Origin of the sequence: Azoarcus sp. KH32C (genome assembly GCF_000349945.1) — a bacterium.
GTDB lineage: Bacteria > Pseudomonadota > Gammaproteobacteria > Burkholderiales > Rhodocyclaceae > Aromatoleum.
In genome coordinates this window covers 478,791-495,120 of the sequence record NC_020516.1, presented here as the reverse complement: position 1 = coordinate 495,120, position 16,330 = coordinate 478,791, and the positions used below count along the sequence as shown (strand labels likewise).

At 67.8% G+C, this 16,330-nt stretch carries 14 protein-coding genes; 4 read left to right on the top strand and 10 right to left on the bottom strand.

Features of this window, described 5'->3' with window-relative positions:
* Positions 1 to 80 precede the first annotated feature (80 nt).
* Positions 81 to 1,010: a LysR family transcriptional regulator gene (locus AZKH_RS02150; protein ID WP_015434089.1), complete on the bottom strand. Its 930-nt coding sequence runs from the start codon at positions 1,008 to 1,010 to the stop codon at positions 81 to 83.
* A 103-nt stretch (positions 1,011 to 1,113) separates the two neighbouring features.
* On the opposite strand from AZKH_RS02150, the gene AZKH_RS02145 reads away from it, so the two are divergent.
* Positions 1,114 to 2,421 (top strand): aspartate aminotransferase family protein, encoded by a 1,308-nt coding sequence (locus AZKH_RS02145; RefSeq protein WP_015434088.1) that lies wholly within the window; start codon positions 1,114 to 1,116, stop codon positions 2,419 to 2,421.
* 34 nt (positions 2,422 to 2,455) lie between these two features.
* A complete protein-coding gene (locus AZKH_RS02140; protein ID WP_015434087.1) occupies positions 2,456 to 3,949 on the top strand; it encodes a CoA-acylating methylmalonate-semialdehyde dehydrogenase in 1,494 nt (497 codons plus the stop codon).
* A gap of 58 nt (positions 3,950 to 4,007) precedes the next feature.
* Here the strand turns inward: AZKH_RS02140 and AZKH_RS02135 are convergent, their stop codons facing one another.
* Positions 4,008 to 4,529, bottom strand: coding sequence for a cytochrome b/b6 domain-containing protein (locus AZKH_RS02135; protein WP_015434086.1), 522 nt, complete (start codon positions 4,527 to 4,529; stop codon positions 4,008 to 4,010).
* Between the two features lie 23 nt (positions 4,530 to 4,552).
* Entirely contained in the window at positions 4,553 to 4,825 is a 273-nt protein-coding gene (locus AZKH_RS02130; protein ID WP_015434085.1) for a PepSY domain-containing protein, read from the bottom strand.
* Between the two features lie 216 nt (positions 4,826 to 5,041).
* Between AZKH_RS02130 and gstA the strand changes: the two genes are divergently transcribed.
* Positions 5,042 to 5,650: a glutathione transferase GstA gene (gene gstA / locus AZKH_RS02125; protein WP_015434084.1), complete on the top strand. Its 609-nt coding sequence runs from the start codon at positions 5,042 to 5,044 to the stop codon at positions 5,648 to 5,650.
* Positions 5,651 to 5,691: 41 nt separating this feature from the next.
* Here the strand turns inward: gstA and AZKH_RS02120 are convergent, their stop codons facing one another.
* Together AZKH_RS02120 and AZKH_RS02115 are read right to left on the bottom strand one after the other, a co-directional pair.
* Positions 5,692 to 6,999, bottom strand: a complete 1,308-nt coding sequence (locus AZKH_RS02120) for an HD-GYP domain-containing protein (protein WP_015434083.1) — start codon at positions 6,997 to 6,999, stop codon at positions 5,692 to 5,694.
* A gap of 72 nt (positions 7,000 to 7,071) precedes the next feature.
* The gene (locus AZKH_RS02115; protein ID WP_015434082.1) at positions 7,072 to 7,953 is read right to left on the bottom strand and encodes a LysR family transcriptional regulator; all 882 of its coding nucleotides are present in this window, start codon (positions 7,951 to 7,953) and stop codon (positions 7,072 to 7,074) included.
* A gap of 98 nt (positions 7,954 to 8,051) precedes the next feature.
* On the opposite strand from AZKH_RS02115, the gene AZKH_RS02110 reads away from it, so the two are divergent.
* Positions 8,052 to 8,966 carry a DMT family transporter gene (locus AZKH_RS02110; protein WP_015434081.1) on the top strand — a complete coding sequence of 305 codons (915 nt, stop codon included), beginning with the start codon at positions 8,052 to 8,054 and terminating at the stop codon, positions 8,964 to 8,966.
* Between the two features lie 149 nt (positions 8,967 to 9,115).
* Here AZKH_RS02110 and AZKH_RS02105 read toward each other — a convergent pair whose 3' ends face one another.
* The 5 genes from AZKH_RS02105 to AZKH_RS02085 form a co-directional block, all read right to left on the bottom strand.
* Positions 9,116 to 9,547: a hypothetical protein gene (locus AZKH_RS02105; RefSeq protein WP_041655821.1), complete on the bottom strand. Its 432-nt coding sequence runs from the start codon at positions 9,545 to 9,547 to the stop codon at positions 9,116 to 9,118.
* Positions 9,548 to 9,685: 138 nt separating this feature from the next.
* Positions 9,686 to 12,553, bottom strand: a complete 2,868-nt coding sequence (locus tag AZKH_RS02100) for a type VI secretion system Vgr family protein (RefSeq protein ID WP_231874450.1) — start codon at positions 12,551 to 12,553, stop codon at positions 9,686 to 9,688.
* A 103-nt stretch (positions 12,554 to 12,656) separates the two neighbouring features.
* Complete coding sequence (locus tag AZKH_RS02095) at positions 12,657 to 13,466, bottom strand: ABC transporter ATP-binding protein (protein WP_015434078.1); 810 nt, start codon at positions 13,464 to 13,466, stop codon at positions 12,657 to 12,659.
* A complete protein-coding gene (locus tag AZKH_RS02090) occupies positions 13,463 to 15,253 on the bottom strand; it encodes an ATP-binding cassette domain-containing protein (RefSeq protein WP_015434077.1) in 1,791 nt (596 codons plus the stop codon). The genes AZKH_RS02095 and AZKH_RS02090 overlap by 4 nt, the downstream gene beginning before the upstream one ends.
* Positions 15,250 to 16,287, bottom strand: coding sequence for a branched-chain amino acid ABC transporter permease (locus AZKH_RS02085; RefSeq protein WP_015434076.1), 1,038 nt, complete (start codon positions 16,285 to 16,287; stop codon positions 15,250 to 15,252). Before AZKH_RS02085 ends, AZKH_RS02090 begins: the two co-directional genes overlap by 4 nt.
* Positions 16,288 to 16,330: the final 43 nt, after the last annotated feature.

Here is a 16,330-nt window from a genome sequence, read left to right as displayed (position 1 = left end):
GCGGCTTGCGGGGCATTTTGATGAAGCAAGGAATTCATATCGAAGTCATGCGCCGCACCGGATGCAGGGGCAAGGGGCCCTCAGATAATCCGGCGCGACGAGTGCTGAGCGACCAGGATCTCCATGAAACGACGCGCAATGCGTCCCGGCGGCGGATTGCGCGCGACCGAAACGAGCCAGTCGCAGGAATAGCGCAGGGTTTCCGAGGCAATCCGCACGATTTCGCCGCGTTCCTCGAAGGCGCGCGCGTAATGGTCGGGCAGGAAGCCGATGTAGCGGCCCGAACGGATCAGCAAGACGCTCGCTTCCTGCTCGAAAGCGCGGGCTGCGGGCTGCAACCCGAGGCGCCAGAAGTGTTCCATGTTGGGCGAGTGGTAACCGAGGCCGACGAAGGCCGCGCGCCGCAGTTCGTCGTCGTCCGGGACGCGGCCGCCGGCGAGCAGCGGATGGTCGGGTGCAGCGTAGAGCGGCAGGAATTCGTCGAAGAGATGCACCGACGTGAAACTGTCGCTCGCGCGGTGGAAGGGATGGACCGCGACGTGGAAGCGGCCTTCGAGCAGGCCCTTCTCGATCTCGCTGCTGCCGGCGACGTGCACATTGAGCGTCACGGCCGGCGCCTCGGCACCGAACTCGGCGATCGCCTCCGCGAGACGGCAGCCGGGGTTCGACACCGTCTTGTCGAACATCACGAGGTTGAGCTCCCCGCGCATGCCGGCGTGCAGCTCGGCGACTTCGCTACGGAACTGCTCGATTTGGGCAAGCAGCCGCCGCGCGGCGTCGAGCACGACCTCCCCTTCCTCGGTCAGCGCGAAACCGGCCCGCCCGCGTTCGCACAGGCGCACGCCGAGGCGCAGTTCGAGATCCTTCAGATGGCGGCTGATCACCGAGCGGCTGATGTTGAGGCGGAGTTCCGCCGCCGCGAGGCCGCCGGATTCGGCGATCGCAATGAAGACGCGCAGCAGGCGCAGGTCGGCTTCGGCGAGGTTCGCGAGCAGGGCACGGGCTTTCATGCGGTTATTGTTTCATTAATGCGAAACCTTGCGGACGTGTTTTGTCGTTTTATGCACCTAATTACCCCCGTAGGATGGCTGCAACTTTCTCCCGGAGCTGCAGATGAACCACGATCAGGCTTACTGGCTGCCCTTCACCTCGAACCGCGCGTTCTGGAAAACGCCGCGCGTGATCACCGGCGCGCGCGGCCACTACTACACGACCGATGATGGCCGGCAACTGCTCGACGGCTTTTCGGGGCTGTGGACCTCGGGCCTCGGTCACTGCCATCCGAAGATCGTCGCCGCGGTGCAGGAGCAGGTCGCCAAGCTCGATTACGCGATGAGCTTCCAGGTATCGAACGACAAGGCGATCGCGCTGGCGCGTGAAGTCACGGCGATGGCACCGGCGGGCATGAACAAGGTGTTCTTCACGAACTCGGGCTCGGAGTCGGCCGACACCGCGCTGAAAATCGCGCTCGCGTATCACCGCGCACGCGGCGACGGCCAGCGCACGCGGCTGATCGGACGCGAGCGCGGCTACCACGGCGTGAACTTCGGCGGCCTGTCGGTGGGCGGCATTCCCGGCAACCGCAAGGTGTTCAGCGCGGCGCTGCTGCCCGGTGTCGATCACATCCGCCACACTTACAGCGCCGCCGACATGGCGTTCTCGAAGGGCCAGTCGGCCTGGGGCGCGCATCTCGCGGACGACCTCGAGCGCCTGTGCGCACTGCATGACGCCTCTAACATCGCCGCCGTGATCGTCGAGCCCGTCGCCGGCTCGACCGGCATCCTCGTGCCGCCGATCGGCTACCTCGCCCGGCTACGCGAGATCTGCGACAAGCACGGCATCCTCTTGATCTTCGACGAGGTGATCACCGCCTTCGGCCGCATCGGGGCGCCCTTCGCGGCCGAACGCTTCGGCGTGACACCCGACATCATCACGACCGCGAAGGGGCTCACCAACGGTGTCGTACCGATGGGCGCGGTGATCGTGCGCGACACGATCTACGACGCGTTGATGCAGGGCCCCGAGCACGTCGTCGAGCTTTTCCACGGCTACACCTACTCCGGCCATCCGCTCGCCGCGGCCGCGGGCCTCGCGACGCTCGCCGCCTACCGCGAGGAAGACAGTTTTGCGCGCGCTCGGGCGCTGGAACCTCTGTTCGAGGAGATGATCCATGCGTTCAGAGCCGAGCCCAACGTCGTCGACGTCCGCAACTTCGGCCTGATGGGCGGCATCGAACTCGCCCCGCGTGCGGGCGCGATCGGTGCGCGCGGCTTCGACGTGTTCCTGAAGTGCTTCGAAGCCGGCGTCGTGATCCGCAACGGCGGCGACATCCTGCAGTTCTCGCCCTTCCTCGATTCGACGCCGGACGAACTGGGCCGCATCTTCGACACCGTGCGCCAGGCGATCCGCACCACGGCCTGAGCCCCACCCGACAACGAGAGAGATCGACAGCCAAATGGAAACCCTCGGACATTACTTTGCCGGCGCCCGTGTTGCAGACGACAACCGCGCCCAGCCCGTCTTCAACCCTGCCCTCGGCGAGCCGGTGCGTCAGGTCGCGATGGCCTCGAAGACGACTGTCGAACAAGCCATCGCCGCCGCCGCGGCTGCCTTCCCCGCATGGCGCAAGACGCCGCCGCTGAAGCGAGCCCGCGTGCTGTTCAAGTTCAAGGAACTGCTGGAGCGGAACGCCGACCGCATCGTCGCGGCAATCGTCGAGGAGCACGGCAAGGTGTGGGAGGACGCGCACGGCGAGTTGTCCCGCGGCATCGAGGTCGTCGAGTACGCGTGCGGTGCGCCGGAGTTCCTGAAGGGCGAGCACAGCCGCGACGTCGGCCCGGACATCGACTCGTGGTCCGAATTCCCGCCGCTGGGCGTGGTCGCCGGCATCACGCCGTTCAACTTCCCGGCTATGGTGCCGATGTGGATGTTCCCGATGGCAATCGCCTGCGGCAACACCTTCGTGCTGAAGCCGTCCGAGAAGGATCCGTCGGCGTCGATGATCCTCGCCGAACTGCTGACCGAGGCGGGGCTGCCGGCGGGCGTGTTCAACGTCGTCAATGGCGACAAGGAGGCGGTCGACACGCTGCTGACCGATCCGCGCGTGCAGGCGGTGAGTTTCGTCGGCTCAACGCCGATCGCCGAATACATTTATTCGACCGGCACCGCGCACGGCAAACGCGTGCAGGCGCTGGGTGGCGCGAAGAACCATGCTGTCGTGATGCCCGACGCGGACCTCGACAACGCGGTCAACGCGATCATGGGCGCGGCCTACGGCTCCTGCGGCGAGCGCTGCATGGCGATCTCGGTGGTCGTCGCGGTCGGCGACGCGGTCGCGGATGCGCTGGTCGCGAAACTCAAGCCGAAGGTCGAGGCGCTGCGCATCGGCAACGGCCAGGCGCGCGGACTCGACATGGGCCCGCTCGTGACCGGCGTGCACCGTGACAAGGTCAGGAGCTACATCGACCTCGGCGCCGAGGAAGGCGCGGAGCTCGTCGTCGATGGCCGCAATTTGCGCGTCCCCGGGCACGAAAAAGGCTTCTTCCTCGGCGGCACGCTCTTCGACCACGTGACGCCGGCTATGCGCGTCTATCGCGAGGAAATCTTCGGCCCGGTGCTGGCGGTCGTGCGCGTGAAGGATCTCGACGAGGCCACGCATCTGATCGACGCGCACGAATTCGGCAACGGCACCTGCGTCTTCACGCGCGACGGCGCCGTCGCGCGCCACTTCACCGACACGGTGCAGGTCGGCATGGTCGGCGTGAACGTGCCGCTGCCGGTGCCGGTCGCGTGCCAGAGCTTCGGCGGCTGGAAGCGTTCCCTCTTCGGTGACCTCTACGCCTACGGGCCGGATGCAGTGCGCTTCTACACGCGGCGCAAGACGATGACGCAGCGCTGGGCGGTGGCCGGCATCGAGAAGGCCCAGTTCGCCTTCCCGAGCAACGGCTGAACGACAGAACGCCGGGCGGCCTCGCGGTCGCCCGGCGTTCGATGCTGCAGGTCGGCTTTCAGCGCCGCTTGTAGCCGGTGATCATCGCCCGCACCAGGTTCTCGCGGTGACGGACGCTCTCGAAGATCGCGGCCGCGACGTGCAGCACGACCGCGACCAGCGTCAGATTGACGGCGCCCTCGTGCAAGTCCTCGATGAGTTCGCTACCCCAGCCCCAGTCGGTGGTCATCAGCCAGCCGCTGGTGCCGATCACGCCGACCATCGCCATCAGGAACAGAATCATCACGGCCGCGGCCGGGTTGTGGCCGAGGTAGCGCGGTTCGCGCCCGCGCAGCAGACGGCGGACATAGAGGCGCAGCGACGCCGGCCGCGGCACGAAATCGTCGAAGCGCGCGTGCCGGCTGCCGACGAAGCCCCACAGGACCCGAAAAGCGACCAGGGCGAGCGCGACGTAGCCCGCCCAGCGGTGTGGCGCTTCGGCGTCCTCGGAGCTCAGGTAGGCAATTGCGAACATCGCCACCAGCCCCCAATGGAACACGCGTACCGGCCGGTCCCAGACCCTGATCCTGTCGCCCGTCATGATGCCGTCCTCCGTGCCGCGGCTTAGCCCTGCTTGGCCTTGACGACGTTGCCGTCGACCGGATTGAAGTACACCTCGGCCTTCTGGCCGTTCTTGTCCTTGCCGTAGATCTCGTAGCAGTTGCCGGCCGTGACCTTGAACTTGTCGATCGTGTAGCCGTCGGCGGCGATCTTCTGCTTCATCGCCTCCTCGGTCAGCCAGCCGGTCTTGGGCGTGTCGGTGCACTGCGGGCCGGCAAACGCGACGGTGGCGAGCGAGAGGGTCGAGGCGGCGAGGAGCATGTGACGTAATTGCATGGTGGATCTCCGTTGAAAGTCGGGGTGCATGCCGATATGACAGCACGCTCATTGTGGGAGCCCGCAGGTGAACGAAAGCTGAACGACGGGCCGGGATCTGGCGCGTGCCGCGTAAGAGTTCGTTTCGGCAGCGCGCGTGTGCGACAGCGATCCGCGACAATCGTCGGCGCTGCGCGGCTTCGGCTGCGCGCTCCCCACCGATCACAAGGAGGACGTATGAAGCTCTATTTCAGCCCCGGCGCCTGCTCGCTGTCCCCGCATATCGTGCTGTGCGAACTGGCCCTGCCCCATTCGCTCGAAAAGGTGAACCTGAAGACGCACACCACTGCCGACGGCGTCGATTACTACACAATCAACCCGAAAGGCTACGTCCCGGCGTTGCGGCTCGACGACGGTCAGTTGCTGACCGAAGGTCCGGCGATCGTCCAGTATCTCGCCGACCGTAAGCCCGAGGCTCACCTGCTGCCCCCGCCCGGCACGGTCGAACGCGCTCGCGTGCACGAATGGCTGACCTTCATCGGCACCGAGATCCACAAGAACTTCAGCGCCCTCTTCGGCCCCGATGTCTCGGCGGACTGGAAGTCTGCGGCGCGCAAGGCGATCGAGAGCCGCTTCGACTTCATCGACAAGACCCTCGCGGATCGCGACTATCTGACCGGATCGCAGTTCACCGTCGCCGACGCCTACCTCTTCACGATTGCGGGCTGGGCCCCCCACGTGGAAATCGACCTCGCCCGCTGGCCGGCACTGGCCGCCTTCCACAAACGCGTCGCCGCGCGCCCGGCCGTGCAGGAAGCAATGCGTGCCGAAGGCGTTCTGAAATAGGCGTAGCCCGATTCACTGCATTGCTGGCGACGGGCAGCTAGCTAGCCGGCAATGCAGTCTGCGAGCTTCCGCCGCCACTCGGTCAGCACCGCACTGCTGTTCGGGTCAAGGACGGCGAGCCAGTCCGGCGCGCGACGGTCGAACTCGCGTCCGAGCTCGCCGAACTGGAACTGAAGTTCGTCGAGCGCCGCGGTCAGTTCCGCAGCGATCGTCGCATCCTCCTCGGCAAGCTGCAGCGGCATTTCGAGGCTGTCCGGGTCGAAGCCGAACTGCAGCACGACGGTGCGCAGATTGAAGATGCGCTCGTTCAGGAACACGCCCGGCTCGGACTGCACGAGCGCGGGCAGCGCACGCACCGCGCCCAGCCCTTCGAGCACCAGTGCGACCGCACGCAATTGCCTGAGCAGCGTCGCACGCTCGAATCGCGCGGAAGCGGCCGTCTCGGCAGGCATCGTATCGTGCAGCAGATTCACGATCTTCTCGTCGTATTTCCGCTTGTTCAGGCGCAGCAGCGTCGACAGCCGACGGTGGTCTCGAAAGCGCGCCATGATCGCCTCCGACACGTCGGCCGCGGCGAGGATGCGCCCTCCGATGCCGATCTGTCCGTCGGCTCGACCGTACGGGTAGCCGCTGCCGTCGAGCCGCTCATGGTGCTGCAGAATCGCACGGTTAGTCTTCGGAGCGACTCCGACTAGATCGCGCATGATCAGCCAGCCGGTGATCGGATGGACGTAGACGAAGCGCAACTCCTCTTCGCTGACACGATGGCCGGACGCGAGGACGGCCGGATCGGTGTGCAGCTCGCCGAGGTCGTGGCATAGGCCGGCGACCGTGATGGCGTCGATCTGGGCAGGAGTCAGGCCGGCGCGCAAGGCGAGATAATGGCAGATGAGGCCCACGCCGACGAGATGATGGTAGAGCGCGTGCCGCTGATCGCGGGCAACCGTGAGGCGGAACAGGATCTCTCGCGGCAGCGTCAGCCGGGACACTCCATGGCGCAGGGCGTTAGGGTCGCCGGAACGATCGGCAAGGCGTTGGTACCAAGGATCGCTGTCGATGAGGCGAGCGGTGTCGGCGGCGAGAGTGCCCGGCGTTACACCGTCGGCGATCAGCAGGCTCTCTTCCAGCGTCAGCCCAGCCAGCCGATGTCCGGCGAGTTTGCGCTGCAGACTCGCATCGACCCGCGCACCGCGCGCGATGAGCTTGATCCCATTTGCCGAAATGATGTCCCGCGAAGCACGGACATCGTGGTGGCCGGCCATCTCCGAAACGGCCTGAACGTAGTGCGACGGCGCGTCCACGACTCGACGGGCGATCGCCTCGATGGCGAGGGCGGCTTGGTTGTTCATTGTCCCTGCGGCAGCTATGGCGCCGATGTCGCACAAAAGGTGAGGATATTTAACTGCGGCGCCGCTGCCAAGTCATTCGGAATGCACTGCCGCCTCCCGCGACGACTGCAGCATGCCTGCAAGCACGCCGACCGAGGCCGCGGGCTGGCCGACGCGATGGATCAGCACCGTGACGACGTGCGCCAGCGCCGCGTCGAGTTCGTGGATCGACACACTGCCGTCGACCGGCAGGCACGCGAGGAGGCTGCGCGGCACGAACGCGATGCCCATGCCGGATGCAGCGCAGCCGATCATCGCGTGGTAGGACGACAGCTCGACCACGCGTTCGGCGACGATCCCGTCGGCCACGAGCCATGCCTGCAGCCGCTGCCGGTAGGCACAGCCGGGCTCGAAGGTCAGCAGCGTGCGCGCCTTGAGGTCGCGCGGCGAACGGATCGGCGCATGACAGGCCGGTGCGACGACGACCAACTCCTCGTCGAAGGCCGGGACGCTGACGAGGCGGGGGTCGTGCACCGGGCCGCTGACGAGCGCGCAATCGAGCTGTCCGTCGATGACCTCGGCGATCAGCGTGCCCGTCGCGCCGGTACGCAATTCGAGCTGCACGTCCGGATAGTCGGCATGGAAACGCGCAAGCAGCGCCGGCAGCCGCGCCGCGGCCGTGCTTTCCATCGAGCCGAAGCGCAGGCGCCCGCGCGGCCGGCCGTCGCTGACCGCGGCACGCGCCTCGTCCGCCAACGCCAGCAGGCGGTCGGCGTAATCGAGCAGCACCCGCCCCGGCGGCGACACCATCAGGCGCCGGCCTTCGCGCACGAAGAGCTCGACGCCGAGGCTCTCCTCGAGCTGGCGGATGCGCGTCGTCACGTTCGACTGCACGCGATGGAGCTTTTCCGCGGCGCGTGTGATGCCGCCTTCGCGGACGACGGTACGGAAGATCGTCAGGTCGTCGAGATCCATCGTTCTCTCCAGAAGATGATTTCGATCTTCATTATTCATTTTACACGAACAAATTACCAGCCTATCGTGACAGCGTCCCCCTCTTTCCGGAGCAAACCATGAGCACGAGCCGCGACCAAACCATCGGCTACCTCGCCGCCGCAGGCACCGTGGCGATCTGGAGCGGCTTCATCCTGATCTCCCGCCTCGGCGGCAAGAGCGCGCTGACGCCCTACGACGTGCTCGCGCTGCGTCTGGGTGTCGCTGCCGTCCTGCTCCTGCCATTCGCCGGCAGCCTGCCGCGGGGCGCGTGGCGCGACGGGCGCTTGTGGGCGCTCGGCCTCATCGGCGGCCTGCTCTACGGGGTACTCGTCTACGCGGGCTTCAAGTTCGTGCCGGCCGCGCACGGCGCGATCCTGCTGCCCGGCATGCAGCCCTTCCTCGTCGCGGCGGTCGCCTGGCTGCTCACGCGCCAGCGCATCCCGCGCGAACGGCTGATCGGACTCCTCTTCATCGCCCTCGGCGTCGGCTTCGTCGCCCAGCCCTACCTGCTCGGCGGCACCTGGACGGCCGCCATGCTCTTCGGCGACGCGCTGATCCTGGCCTCGGCCGCCGCCTGGGCGGTGTACAGCGTCCTCGCCAAGCGCTGGGGCTTCGACCCCTGGACCCTGACCCGCTTCGTCGCGATCAGCTCCTCCGTGTTGTACCTGCCGGTGTACGTCCTATGGCTACCGAAGGCGCTCGACGCCGTACCGATGTCGACGCTTGTCGTGCAGGGCCTCTACCAGGGCGTGGGCGCGACGATCGTCGCGATGCTGCTCTTCCTGAAGGCAGTCAAGAACCTCGGCGCCGAACGCGTCGGTGCGCTGATCGCGCTGGTGCCGGTGCTGGCCGGGATCGCTGCGGCGCCGCTGCTTGGCGAGGCGCTGACCGGGTGGTTGCTGGCCGGGCTTGCGTGCGTGTCGCTGGGGGCGTTTGTGGCGGCACGGCCGGTGGCAACGCCGGCGATGCGGGTGTGCGGGGCGGCGCGGTAGGCTGGAACTGCGATGGCGGTTATGTCAGTGCTTTCTCCGCATCAGCGGGGATTGTTCGGCGGGTCAAGAGCAGGCGGTCGCCGCCCGCGTAGATGCGCCTGAACCTCAAGTCGCCGGCGCCGAGTTCGAAGGGCTCGCGCCGGCCGTTTTCATCGCCGGAATCCCGCCGGTCTTGCGGTACTGTTCGATCCACTCAATCTCCTGGGCCGTGAAAGGGACGGCAGGCTCGAGGAGATTGCGCGGATTGATCCCTTTCGCCTTGAGTTCTTGGCCAGGGCGTCTGCTGCGGCGAGCGCCTGTTGCGCCTGCAGGAAGCGCCAAGAGAGCAGCGCATCGCGGACCGGCTCGACAAAATCCGGCTTCAGCGCCGCGAGAATCTCGTCGGGCTCACTATCGGCGACGAGCGTAGTCAACTGCGAAGTCGTCAGTGTCGGCGCTTCGTCGCCCTCCTCGACTTTTTGAGCCGTAGGCAAGCTCTCCCAGCGACCGAAGCGATTGATGCAGTACCAGCTACGCGCAGGCCCCAGCAGCTGGTGCCGTCTGACCAAGTCTCTGCCAGAGCCCAGGAAGAAACGCGCCATCCAAGAGCAGCAACGCGTTCGTCTCAGAGTCTGTCGCCGATATCTCGTAAAGCGAGTCGAGCCAACCACTCTGGAATGGATCGACGCAGCGCATTCATTCGACCCTTGTGAAGGCCGGCCCCGCAGCGAGCGACTTCTTCAGGCAGGCAATACAGATCGTAGCGGCATCGCAGGCAGGGCGTACTCGCGCCGTGCCGGCCCGCTGAAGCTCTTCTTGCTTGCGTGCACCGTAATCGTGCCCGGACAGGCCACCGTGATGCCGCCGTCGATGGTGATGCTGGCGCCGCCTTCGACGGCGAGCACGATCCGTTTCGCGGCGGCGAAGTCGATGTGGGCGTTAGCGCTGACGAGTTTCAGCTCCTGCTTCGACTGCAACTTGAGCTCGTCGCTTTGTGCCTGCAGCTCGATGTCGTCCTTCGCGGCGATGAGGCGGATGCCCGTGTTGCCTTCGCCTGCGCGGATGGTGCCGGCGACGAGGCCGATGGCCTGGCCGGTATGGAGGCGCGCCTTGCCGCCGACGGCGAGGTTGGTGTCGGCGCCGCTCATCAGGGTGACGGTTTCGCCGGCGGTGAATTGGAGGTCCTGGCCGGCGACCATGCCGAGGTCGCCGCGGGCGCTCTGCACGAGCATCGGAGCGGAAAGATGCGGGAGCCTGTCGCGGGCGATGGCGGTGTTGCCGGCGGCGGCGTCGCTCGCCGCTTGGTCGCTGTCTTGGCCGTCGACCATGCCGGAAGCCACGTGGATGAACGCGGCGAGCGGGGCGTGGTCGGGGCTGACGACGCTTGCGCCGGCGGCCGTGGTGCCGATCGCGCTCGCGAGTTGAACGGTCTGGTGGGCCCTGGCGGCGCGCGACAGGGTATCGGCGAGGGTCCCGGCCTGGCGTAAGAGCGCCAAACCAGGGGCGAGATCCCCGGCGGGTTCGGAGTCGCTACGCTGCGGCCAGGTGCTCATCAGCACGCCGCGGCCTCCGCGCAGCGCGCCCCAGGCGTCGGTGCGCAGCTCCGCACCGGTGCCGCGGAAGGATCCGCGGTAGTTGTCGGCCTGGTGGATGAGATGGCCGAGGTTGAGCTCGGTGGCGTGCTGGGTAGTCTTGAGTTGGACGCGCTGCTGGCCGTCGCTGTCGTCGAAGACGAGCTGGTTGTAGCCCAGGCCGCCGAATTCCTTGGTCTTGAAGCCGGTCAGCGCGGCCGCGTGGCGGTGAGGCACGGCGGCAGCGCCGTGCCAGGCCGGACTGTTCCCTCCGGTGAGATTGGCTTGGCCGCCGGGGTGATGGTCGGAAGCGGTGTCGAAGGAGCGCGTGTCGCGGGCGTCACCCTGAGCGCCGCCGGGGGTCGGCGGCTCGCCGCCTTCGCCACGGCCGTTGTAGAGGGCGCCGAGCACGACCGGGCGGTCGATGTCGTGGCCGAGGAAGGCGACGAGCACTTCCTGGCCGATGCGCGGCAGCCATTGCCAGCCCATGCCGGGACCGGCTTGGCGGGTGGCGACACGGACCCAGCAGCTGCTGCGGTCATCGGGCGCCTCGCCCTGCTGCCAGTGAAAGCGGACCTTGATGCGGCCGAGGGCGTCGCACCACAGTTCGTCCGCGCCGTTCGGTGTCGTTTCGCCTTGCGGGCCGACGACGATCGCGCTCATCGGCCCGGGGGCGGTCGGGCGCGGGTTGAGGCGCGCGCCGGTGTCGTCTTCGAGTTGCGGACGCCAGGGGACGTGGCCGCGCAGGGCCTCGAAGCGGTTGGCGTAGCCGCGCGCGGCCGCGAGCGCGAGGACCTCGACGGGGAGTCGGCGCGGGGCGCGCACCGGTTCGACGAAGTCGCCGGTCGCGAGCGCCTGCGGGTCGTCGGTGAGGAGCTCGGCGGCGCCGAGGCGTTTCGCGACGTCGGCGATGCGCTCCGCGCTGAGGTTGTTGATGCCGACGTGGAGTACTTCGGTGACGGCGAAGCGGCGGTCACGCTCGGAATCTCCGGGCGCGAGCGCGGCGACGAGTGTGTCGAGCGGCGAGCCCATCAGGTCGAAGCAGCTGCCGGGCCGAAGGCTCCGCACCGTGCCGCGGCCGAGGAAGATCTCATTGCGCGCTTCCATCGCTTCCATCAGCAGGCGCTGGGCACGCTCGGCCTCTATGCGGTTCGCGAAGGCGTAAGGGCCGGCGTCGTCGTAGGCTTCGAGCCGCGGTGCGTGTTCGCCGCCGAGCTCGCGGGCGGTCGGCGTGCTCGCTGCGACCGCGCGGCGCGCCTTGTAGTCGTAGGCGAGCCCGGTCGCGAGCGCAATCGACAGGCGCCGCCGGGCGCCGAAGGCGACGATGCGGTCCTGCGCCTCCTGCGAGTCGGCACGGTGAAAGCGCAGCCCGAGCCCGCCGTTGGCGCGCGCGGACAGCGAGTCTTCGGGAAAGCGCGCGCTGTCGGAGAAGAGGCGCAGGCGGTGGCCCGACGGAGCGTCGGCGTCTTCCTCGACGCTCCAGCCGAGCCCTTCTTCGGCCAGCAGGCGCGACACGAAGGCGTAGTCGGATTCGCCGTACTGCACGCAGTAGCTGCGCGGCCGGACGTCGGCGAGGAACTCGGCGACTTCGTCGCTCCAGTGCCACGCGGCGTGGTCCGCGTAGTCGGCGAAGACGGCTTCGACGATCGCGACAAGCGACTTCTCCTGGAACACGCGGTTGTGACGGCCGCGGGTGAGGAGCCATGTCCAGGGCACGACGACCAGCCGATAGCGCGCGAAACCGCCGTCGGCGCCGAGCTTGAGCGCCGCACGCACGAGGCCGCTGCGAGCCACACGGCTGCCGTCGGAAGTCGTCGCGCCCAGCGTGACCGCCTGGCCGATCAGGCTCCCGAGCGGGATAAAGGCGTCGGTCGATAGCAGGTCGATGCACAGCTCGAAGCCCGCCGACAGGCGTTCGCCCCCCCACCAGGCTTCGACCGGCAGATCCAGGTCCGCATCCCGCCAGCTCAGGGAGAAGAGGCGGGTGTCGGACGTGAAGGGGAACATGGCGGCGCGCGGACTTGATGAAACCGGCATCCTACCGGTTTCCGCGCAAATGACAATATCCTAGTCAAAGAGCAATCAAATGCCCTTCCTTCCAGCATGCGGTGCGTGGGCCGGCGTTCCGCCGGCCCTTTGCTCACCGCGCGAGCTTGTCCTGATGCTTGCCGCCGAGGCCGAGGTAGGCCTCGATCACGCGCGGGTCGTCGGCGAGCTGCTTGGCGGGGCCTTCCATCGCGATCTCGCCGGTCTCGAGCACGTAGGCGTAGTCGGCGACCTGCAGCGCGGCGCGTGCGTTCTGCTCGACGAGCAGGATCGACACGCCGCGGCGACGCAGCTCGCTGATGATGCGGAAGATCTCGCGCACGATCAGCGGGGCGAGGCCGAGGCTTGGCTCGTCGAGCATCAGGAGCTTCGGCTTCGCCATCAGCGCGCGGCCCACCGCGAGCATCTGGCGCTCGCCGCCCGAGAGCGTGCCGGCCATCTGGGTGCGGCGTTCCTGCAGACGCGGGAAGAGCTGATAGACCTCGGCCATCGTCTCGGCGTGGTCGCGCTTGCCCATGCGGTAGCGCTGGAAGGCGCCCAGCAGCAGGTTGTCCTCGACGCTCATCTCACTGAAGAGTTCGCGCTTTTCCGGGACGAGGTTCATGCCGCGGGCGACCATGCGCTCGACGCGCGGGACGAGCTCGACTTCGCCGTCGAAGGTGACTTGTCCGCGCGATTCGAGGAGGCCCATGATCGCCGACAGCATCGTCGTCTTGCCCGCGCCGTTGGGGCCGATCACCGTGACGATCTGACCTTCGCCGACGCGCAGGTTGGCGTTCGACAGCGCCTCGACCTTGCCGTAGGCGACGCACAGGTCGCGCACTTCGAGCACCGTGCGCACCGCACCGGGTGCCGTGTCGACAGCCGAGCCAATCGCCTGCATCTCCACGCTCATGCCGTTCATTCCACACCTCCGAGATAGGCTTCCAGCACCGCCGGGTTCTGCTGCACTTCCTCGGGCAGGCCTTCGGCGATCTTCTGGCCGAACTCCATCACGACGATGCGATCGACGAGTCCCATCACGAAGTCCATGTCGTGCTCGACCAGCAGAATCCCCATGCCTTCGCCACGGAGCTTCTTCAGCAGTTCGGCGAGCGCCTGCTTCTCCTTGAAACGCAGCCCCGCGGCCGGCTCGTCGAGCAGCAGCAGGCAGGGGTCGGCGGCGAGCGCGCGGGCAATTTCGAGGATGCGCTGCTGGCCGAGCGCAAGGCTGCCGGCGGGTTCGAACATGTGTTCGGCGAGACCCACGCGTTCGATCTGGCGCGCGGCCTCGTTCAGCAGGCGCGCCTCCTCGGCGCGGTCCATCCGCCACGCGGCCGGGAATACGCCCTTGCCGCCCCGCAAGTGGGCGCCGATCGCGACGTTCTCGAGCACGCTCATCGCCGGCAGGAGCTTCACGTGCTGGAAGGTGCGGCTCATGCCCATGCGGGCGATCTCGCGCGAGCCGTGGCCGGCGACGGACTTGCCGAGGAAGAGCACTTCGCCCGAGGTCGGGGTGTCGACGCCCGAGATCTGGTTGAACATCGTGCTCTTGCCGGCGCCGTTGGGGCCGATCAGCGCGAGGATCTCGCCGGCCTTCACCGTGAGGCTCATGTTGTTGTTGGCGACGAGACCGCCGAACCTGCGGGTGACCTCCTTCGCTTCGAGGATCACGTCGCCGCGCGCCGGCTGGGCCTTGCGCGGCAGGGGCTCGGCGGCGGCGTCGAGCTTGCGGCGCACCGCCCGCACCGGCACGAGGCGGGCGACGAGCGGCCACAGGCCTTCGCGCGCGCGCTGCAGGATCACGACCATCATCAGGCCGAAGAAGATCACTTCGAAGTTGCCGCTCTGGCCGAGGATCTTCGGCAGGATGTCCTGCAGCCACTGCTTGGCGATCGTGATCACACCCGCGCCGAGGAGCGCCCCCCACACTTGGCCGGCGCCGCCGACGACCGCCATGAAGAGGTACTCGATGCCGATGTGCAGGCCGAAGGGGGTCGGGTTCACGAAGCGCTGCATGTGCGCGTACAGCCAGCCCGAGGCACAGGCGTGCAGCGCGGCGATGATGAAGATCACCATGCGCGAGCGCGAGGTGTTCACGCCCATCGCCTCGGCCATCACCATGCCGCCCTTGAGCGCACGGATCGCCCGGCCTTCGCGCGAGTCGAGCAGGTTCTGCGTCGTGAGCACCGCCGACAGCAGGAAGGCCCAGATCAGGTAGTAGATCTGGCTGCCGTCGGTGAGCGCGTAGCCGAAGATCGAGATCGGCGGCACGCCGGTGAGGCCCGTGTGGCCGCCCAGCGATTCGAGCGTGCCGAAGAGGAAGTACAGGCTGATGCCCCAGGCGATGGTGCCGAGCGGCAGGTAGTGCCCCGACAGGCGCAGCGTCATCGACCCGAGCACCAGTGCGACGGTCGCGGTGAACACGAGGCCGACGACGAGCGCGAGCCACGGCGAGCCGCCCGCCCACGCGAGCCAGCCGGGGAGCTCGGTGGCGGTCGTCAGCACGGCGGTGGTGTAGGCGCCGAGGCCCACGAAGGCGGCCTGGCCGAAGCTCGTGAGGCCGCCGACGCCGGTGAGCAGCACGAGGCCGAGGGCGACGAGCGCGTAGAGGCCGATGTAGTTGAGCAGCGTGACGTAGAACGGCGGCATCACGAGCGGCGCCACCAGCAGCAGGGCGAGGAAGATGCCCAGTACGGTACGTGGTTTCATTCCTCTTCCTCCACGTGGTGGCTGGTGAGCGAGCGCCACAAGAGCACCGGGATGATCAGCGTGAACACGATGACTTCCTTGTAGGCGCTGGCCCAGAAGGAGCTGAAGGCCTCCAGCAGGCCGACGAGCACGGCGCCGGCGGCGGCGATCGGGTAGCTCGCGAGCCCGCCGATGATCGCGGCGACGAAGCCCTTGAGGCCGATCAGGAAGCCGGTGTCGTAATAGACGGTCGTGATCGGTGCGATCAGCACGCCGGAGAGCGCGCCGATCAGCGCGGCGAGCAGGAAGGTGAGGCGCCCCGCGAGCGCGGGCGAGATGCCCATCAGGCGGGCGCCGTTGCGGTTCATCGCGGTCGCGCGCAGCGCCTTGCCGTAGATCGTGCGGCCGAAGAACTGGTAGAGCGCGACGATCAGCACGATGGAGGCGACGATCACCCACAGCATCTGTCCGGTGATCATCATCGGACCGACTTCGAGGCGCGCCTCGGAGAAGGGGGGCGTGCGCGAGCCTTCGGCGCCGAAGAACAAGAGCCCCAGGCCGACCATGCCGACGTGTACGGCGACCGACACGATCAAGAGGATCAGCACCGGCGCCGCGGCGATCGGCTGGTAGATCAGCCGGTACATCAGCGGCCCCAGCGGCACGACCACCAGCAACGCGAGCAGCACCTGGCCCGCCATCGGCAGCGTCGCGAGCGGCAGCGCATAGAGCAGCGCCGCGAGCACGCCGGGGTAGCCGACGTTCCACGCGAGGACCGCCGCAAGCCGTCCGCGCTGGCCGCTATGCAGCGCACCGCGCGCGTCGGCGATGGCGGCGAGCACGCCGGCGCCGGCGAGCAGCCACAGTGTCGCCGGCACGGTGCCGGCCTGGATCATGACGAGGGTCAGCGCGCCATAAGCGACGAACTCCCCCTGCGGGATGAAGATCACTCGCGTGACGGCGAACACCAGCACCAGCGCGAGCGCGAGCAACGCATAAATCGCACCGTTGGTGATGCCGTCCTGCGCGAGCAACAGCGCTATCTGGAAATCCATGGACGAACTCCGCTATCGGCGCGGTCCGAAGGCCGTTCCGACG

Coding starts and splice junctions, on each gene's coding strand:
- AZKH_RS02150 (WP_015434089.1), bottom strand. CDS start 1,010: ATGAAAGCCCGTGCCCTGCTCGCGAACCTCGCCGAAGCCGACCTGCGC.
- AZKH_RS02145 (WP_015434088.1), top strand. CDS start 1,114: ATGAACCACGATCAGGCTTACTGGCTGCCCTTCACCTCGAACCGCGCG.
- AZKH_RS02140 (WP_015434087.1), top strand. CDS start 2,456: ATGGAAACCCTCGGACATTACTTTGCCGGCGCCCGTGTTGCAGACGAC.
- AZKH_RS02135 (WP_015434086.1), bottom strand. CDS start 4,529: ATGACGGGCGACAGGATCAGGGTCTGGGACCGGCCGGTACGCGTGTTC.
- AZKH_RS02130 (WP_015434085.1), bottom strand. CDS start 4,825: ATGCAATTACGTCACATGCTCCTCGCCGCCTCGACCCTCTCGCTCGCC.
- gstA (WP_015434084.1), top strand. CDS start 5,042: ATGAAGCTCTATTTCAGCCCCGGCGCCTGCTCGCTGTCCCCGCATATC.
- AZKH_RS02120 (WP_015434083.1), bottom strand. CDS start 6,999: ATGAACAACCAAGCCGCCCTCGCCATCGAGGCGATCGCCCGTCGAGTC.
- AZKH_RS02115 (WP_015434082.1), bottom strand. CDS start 7,953: ATGGATCTCGACGACCTGACGATCTTCCGTACCGTCGTCCGCGAAGGC.
- AZKH_RS02110 (WP_015434081.1), top strand. CDS start 8,052: ATGAGCACGAGCCGCGACCAAACCATCGGCTACCTCGCCGCCGCAGGC.
- AZKH_RS02105 (WP_041655821.1), bottom strand. CDS start 9,547: ATGGCGCGTTTCTTCCTGGGCTCTGGCAGAGACTTGGTCAGACGGCAC.
- AZKH_RS02100 (WP_231874450.1), bottom strand. CDS start 12,553: ATGCCGGTTTCATCAAGTCCGCGCGCCGCCATGTTCCCCTTCACGTCC.
- AZKH_RS02095 (WP_015434078.1), bottom strand. CDS start 13,466: ATGAACGGCATGAGCGTGGAGATGCAGGCGATTGGCTCGGCTGTCGAC.
- AZKH_RS02090 (WP_015434077.1), bottom strand. CDS start 15,253: ATGAAACCACGTACCGTACTGGGCATCTTCCTCGCCCTGCTGCTGGTG.
- AZKH_RS02085 (WP_015434076.1), bottom strand. CDS start 16,287: ATGGATTTCCAGATAGCGCTGTTGCTCGCGCAGGACGGCATCACCAAC.